We start from the raw sequence: 4,239 nt of genomic DNA, 5'->3' as shown, positions 1-4,239 counted from the left end.
TACTACGGCGATGAGATCGGCATGGGCGACAACATCCATCTCGGCGACCGTGACGGCGTGCGCACGCCGATGCAGTGGACTTCGGACCGCAACGGCGGATTCTCGCGCGCAGACCCGGCAAGGCTGGTGCTCCCGCCGATCCAGGACCCGCTGTACGGCTTCCAGGCGGTCAATGTGGAAGCGCAGAGCGCCGACCCGTACTCCATGCTCAACTGGATGCGCCGCATGCTGTCGGTGCGCAAGCAGCATTGCGCGTTCAGCCGCGGCAGCTTCAGGCTGTTGTATCCGGTCAACCGCCGCATCCTCACCTACCTGCGCGAGTACGAGTGCGATGGCGAGATGGAAACCATCCTGTGCGTGGCCAACGTGTCCCGCTCCTCGCAGGCGGTCGAGCTTGACCTCTCCTCCTATGCGGGCCGCGTGCCGATCGAAATGCTCGGCGGCTCCGCCTTCCCGCAAATCGGCAAGCTGCCTTACCTGCTGACGATGCCACCTTACGGCTTCTACTGGTTCCTGCTCGCTTCCGAGACCCGGTTGCCGCCGTGGCACGTCCCGGCGCCCGAACCGCTGCCGGAACTGGCGACGCTGGTGCTGCGCAACGGCTTGTCGGAGATCCTCGAAACGCCGCGCCGCAACATCATCGAAAACGAGGCGCTGCCGGTCTACCTGCCGATGCGCCGCTGGTATGCCGGCAAGCAGGAAAAGCTGAAGTCGGCACGCATTTCCGTGACGACCGCGCTGCCAGGTTCAACTGCACGGCCGCATGTGCTGCCATCCATGCTGGCGGAAATCGAAACCGTCACTTCAGGCGGCACCGACCGCTACCTGCTTCCGCTCGGCTACATCCGCGAGGAAGACATCATCACCGCGATGCCCCAGCAGCTTGCGCTCGCCCGTGCCCGGCGCGGGCGCTACGTCGGCTTCCTGACCGATGCCTTTGTGCTCGATACCTTTTCCTTCGTCATCATCGACATGCTGCGGTCGCGCGCCACGCTGCCCTCGAGCGACGGCGAGGTGCAGTTCCTGCCAACCGAGGCCCTCGATGCCGTCGAACTCGGCACCGAGCCGCCGATCCGCCGGGTGTCTTCCGAACAGTCGAACAGTTCGCTCATCATCGAAGAAAAGATGGTGCTGAAGGTCATCCGCCGCCTGCTGCCCGGCGTGCATCCCGAAGCGGAAATGGGACGCCACCTGACGTCCCTCGGCTATGCGAACGCGCCGCGCATGTATGGCGAGGTGGCGCGCATCGGAACGGACGGCACGCGCCACACCATGATCATGGTGCAGGAGTTCATTCATAACCAGGGCGACGCATGGGAATGGGTGCTGGATACCCTGGCGCGATGGATCCACCATGCCACCATCGCCGAGCCGGCCGCGGCGGCCGGAACCACGCAGGAGATTTCCCATCCGCAGGATGAACTGCTCAGCCTCGCGGCGAATCTTGGCAAGCGTCTCGGTGAAATGCATGCACTGCTGGCAAGGCCGGCCGATGACCCGGCATTCTCCCCCGAAACGGCAACGGTCGACGATGCCGAAGCCTGGGCGATGGGCGCGCGCAAGCAGCTTGAGGCTGCGTTTGCCGCGCTGCAGGCGCGGAGCGAATGGAGCAATGAGGCGGAGGCCCGTCGCGCGGCGCGCCTCATTGGCGAGCACGACCGCCTGCTGGACCGCCTCGATGCGCTTGCGGCAGCGGGTGTCGGCACCTTGCGCATGCGCATCCATGGCGATTTCCACCTTGGCCAGGCGCTGGTGGCGCATGGCGACGTCTACATCGTCGACTTCGAAGGCGAGCCGTCCAAGCCGCTGGCTGCGCGCCGGGAAAAGAGCTCTCCGCTGCGCGATGTCGCGGGCCTGCTGCGTTCGTTCGACTATGCCGCCGCCTTCGCCAATACCGCGGGCCCGGCAGACCTCGACGAGGCCGGCGAACTGCGCAAGCAGGAAATCATCCGCAAGTTTGCGCCGACATGCCAGTCGGCCTTCCTCGAAGCGTACCGTGAAGCCGCCTACGCGGACGGCTTCCGCATTGCGCCGGAAGCCGAGGCCAGCCTGTTGCAGCTGTTCGTGCTGGAAAAGGCCGGCTATGAAGTCTGCTACGAGGCAGCAAACCGGCCCACATGGATTCCCGTGCCGATGAATGGCCTCGCCAGGATTGCTGACGAATTGCTGAGCACCCCGGAAGGAGAAGCATCGAATGGCTGAACACACCGAGGAACTGACCGGCGTCGACCAGAGGACTATCGACGCCGTCGTCCATGGACAGCTGATGGACCCGTTCGGCCTGTTCGGGCCGCACCAGGCGGGCGGCCGCATGGTCATACGCACTTTCCAGCCGGGAGCACTGGCTGTCGACGTCGTTGCGCGCGAGCCAGGCAATGATGCTGCCGGCGTGCTGCTGGAATCGCTCTACAACGTCAACCAGAGCGGCCTGTTCGTCAGCGGTGCGCCCACGCTTTCCCCGGGACAGGATTACCTGCTGCGCATCACCTGGCCGACTGCATCCGGCGGCGAGATGGTGCAGTACACCGAGGACCCGTACCGCTTCGGCTTGCTGCTCGGCGAACTCGACATGCACCTTCTGCGGGAAGGCACGCACCGCGAACTCGGACACTGCCTTGGCGCCAACCCGATGAACATCGACGGCGTGGCTGGCACCCGCTTCGCAGTCTGGGCGCCGAACGCGCGCCGCGTCTCGGTGGTCGGCGACTTCAACCTGTGGGACGGGCGGCGCCATCCGATGCGCCTGCGCTTCGAAGCCGGCGTATGGGAGCTGTTCATTCCGCGCATGCGCAGTGGCACGCGCTACCAGTACGAAATTGTCGGCGTGGACGGCAATGTGCTGCCCCTCAAGGCCGATCCCGTCGCACGCGCGACCGAGATGCCGCCCTCGACCGTGTCGGTCGTGCCCTCCGACATGCCGTTCCGCTGGACCGACGACGCATGGATGGCCGCGCGCCCGGCAGGGCCGGGGCCGATGGCTATCTACGAGGTGCATGCCGGATCCTGGCTGCGCATCCTCGAGGAAGACAACCGTTCGCTCAGCTGGCATGAACTCGGCGACCGGCTGATCCCCTACGTCAAGGGCATGGGCTTTACCCACATCGAATTCCTGCCGGTGATGGAGCATCCGTTCGGCGGCTCCTGGGGCTACCAGCCGCTGGGCCTGTTTGCGCCAACCGCGCGCTTCGGCTCGCCGTCGGGATTTGCCTCCTTTGTCGACCGCTGCCATGCGGAAGGCATCGGCGTCATCCTCGACTGGGTGCCGGCGCATTTCCCATCCGACGAGCACGGCCTGGTGCGCTTCGACGGCACCGCATTGTACGAACACCAGGACCCGCGCGAAGGCTACCACCAGGACTGGAACACGTTGATCTACAACCTCGGCCGCAGGGAAGTCTGCGCCTTCCTGGTCGCCAGCGCGCTGGAATGGCTGGAGCACTACCACGTGGACGGCCTGCGTGTTGATGCGGTGGCGTCGATGCTGTACCGCGACTACAGCCGCAAGGCCGGCGAATGGGTGCCCAACGTGTACGGCGGACGCGAAAACCTGGAAGCCGTCGCCTTCCTGCGCGACCTCAACCAGGTGATCGCCCAGCGCTGTCCCGGCGCCTTGATGATCGCGGAGGAGTCGACGGCATGGCCCGGCGTGTCGGCGCCAGTGGAAGAGGGCGGCCTCGGCTTCACCCACAAGTGGAACATGGGCTGGATGCACGATACCTTGCGCTACATGAGCACCGATCCGCTGTACCGGCTGCACCACCACCACGACATGACTTTCGGGCTGATCTATGCGTTCTCGGAAAAATTCATCCTGCCTATTTCGCATGACGAGGTGGTGCACGGCAAGGGTTCGCTGCTGAACAAGATGCCCGGCGACAGCTGGCAGAAGCTGGCCAACCTGCGCGCCTACCTGGCCTTCATGTGGACGCATCCCGGCAAGAAGCTGCTGTTCATGGGCTGCGAGATCGCGCAGCCGACGGAATGGAACCACGACGGCTCGCCCGACTGGAGCTTGCTCGACAACCCGGCGCATCGCAGTATCCAGCGGCTGCTCCGGGACCTGAACCGGGTGTATGCAGCCGAACCCGCGCTGTACCGGCGCGATCACACTCCGGAAGGGTTTGCATGGGTGATCGGCGATGACAGCAGCAACAGCGTGTTTGCCTACCTCAGGAAAGGCGATGAAGGCGATGCGCCGGTGCTGGTGGTGCTGAACATGACGCCGGTGCCGCGCGAAGG

Annotated in this window: 2 protein-coding genes; both read left to right on the top strand. The window is 65.2% G+C overall.

The window, feature by feature from the left end; genetic code table 11:
- A partial coding sequence (locus AYR66_RS02610; RefSeq protein WP_170942263.1) for a putative maltokinase occupies nucleotides 1-2,202 on the top strand: 2,202 nt, incomplete at its 5' end.
- Nucleotides 2,195-4,239, top strand: a 2,045-nt coding sequence (gene glgB / locus AYR66_RS02605; protein WP_088709566.1) for a 1,4-alpha-glucan branching protein GlgB, incomplete at its 3' end; no start/stop codon positions are given. The genes AYR66_RS02610 and glgB, both read left to right, overlap by 8 nt.

It is taken from the genome of Noviherbaspirillum denitrificans (assembly GCF_002211445.1).
Classification (GTDB): domain Bacteria; phylum Pseudomonadota; class Gammaproteobacteria; order Burkholderiales; family Burkholderiaceae_D; genus Noviherbaspirillum; species Noviherbaspirillum denitrificans.
The sequence above is the reverse complement of the archived record's forward strand: the minus strand, read 5'-3'. Positions and strand labels throughout refer to the sequence as shown.